Origin of the sequence: Vibrio sp. 10N.222.48.A3, assembly GCF_041475345.1 — a bacterium.
GTDB classification, from domain to species: domain Bacteria; phylum Pseudomonadota; class Gammaproteobacteria; order Enterobacterales; family Vibrionaceae; genus Vibrio; species Vibrio tasmaniensis_A.
On the sequence record NZ_JBFRVX010000356.1, the window covers coordinates 1 to 1,391 of the forward strand.

The 1,391-nt window shown below is 46.2% G+C and carries 2 protein-coding genes; both read left to right on the forward strand.

Features of this window, described 5'->3' with window-relative positions; all coding sequences use genetic code 11:
• Window positions 1-759: tRNA 2-thiouridine(34) synthase MnmA (gene mnmA, locus AB4653_RS11100; protein ID WP_372104168.1), on the forward strand; the 759-nt coding region annotated here is incomplete at its 5' end.
• A gap of 46 nt (window positions 760-805) precedes the next feature.
• Window positions 806-1,391: high frequency lysogenization protein HflD (gene hflD / locus AB4653_RS11105; protein WP_372104170.1), on the forward strand; the 586-nt coding region annotated here is incomplete at its 3' end.

A 1,391-nucleotide genomic window follows, 5' to 3' on the forward strand; every position in this document is an offset into this window, starting at 1 on the left:
GACTACATCGCGATGGGTCACTATGTTCGTCGTACTTTCCCAACACAAGAAGAGCTAGACGCTGGTGCGAAGCCAGAAATGCTACGCGGCCTAGACGGCAATAAAGACCAAAGTTATTTCCTTTATACGCTAAGCTCAGATCAAGTGGCACGCAGCCTATTCCCTGTGGGTGAATTAGAGAAGCCAGAAGTACGACGTATTGCTGAAGAGCAAGACTTGATCACTGCGAAAAAGAAAGATTCAACAGGCATCTGCTTTATTGGTGAGCGAAAGTTCACTGAGTTCTTAGGCAAATACCTACCCGCTCAACCGGGAAACATCGAGACACCAGAAGGCCAAGTTATTGGGCAACACCAAGGCTTGATGTACCATACGCTAGGCCAACGTAAAGGCCTGCATATCGGTGGTACCAAAGGTGGCGGCGGTAATGAAGAACCATGGTTTGTTGGTGAAAAAGATCTTAAACGTAATGTTCTGATCGCGGTACAAGGTAAAGACCACCCTCTTTTAAAATCAGAAGGTTTGATCGCTTCTCAGCTTCATTGGGTTAATCGCACACCAATTACTGAAGTTATGACGTGCACGGTAAAAACACGTTACCGTCAGACCGATATTCCTTGTACAATCATCCCAATTGATGACGAGAACATTAAGGTTATTTTTGACGAACCACAAATTGCGGTGACCCCAGGTCAATCAGCAGTGTTCTACCTAGACAACGTATGTCTTGGTGGTGGTATCATTGAAAAGCGCATCTAACCAATAATCGAACGACAAACAATAGAAGACAACTAGGAGTTACTACGTGGCTAATACACTTTATGACCGTACTATTGCTTTCGCTGGAATTTGCCAAGCTGTGGCTTTGGTTCAACAAGTAGCGAAAGACGGCCATTGTGATAAAGATGCCTTCGAAGCTTCACTCAGTGCCATTTTAAATACCAATCCAGCGAACACCGTGGGTGTCTTTGGACGTGAAGCGAACCTAAAGCTTGGCCTTGAGTGCTTAGTAAAAGGTATCGATAGTACTCCCGCTGGTAGCGATATTACTCGCTACATCATCAGCTTGATGGCACTTGAGCGTAAGCTATCTTCTCGTAACGACTCTATGTCTCAGCTTGGCGATCGTATTCAAACTGCAGAACGTCAAACTGAACACTTTGATCTGTTTGACGAGCAAATGATCAGCAACCTAGCCAGTATCTACCTTGATGTTGTGAGCCCTATCGGCCCGCGTATTCAGGTTTCTGGGACGCCAGCTGTACTTCAACAGACGTCGAGCCAGCATAAGGTTCGTGCCCTGCTGCTATCAGGAATTCGAAGCGCTGTGTTATGGCGTCAAGTTGGCGGTAAACGTCGCCACCTTATCTTCGGTCGCAAGAAGATGATCG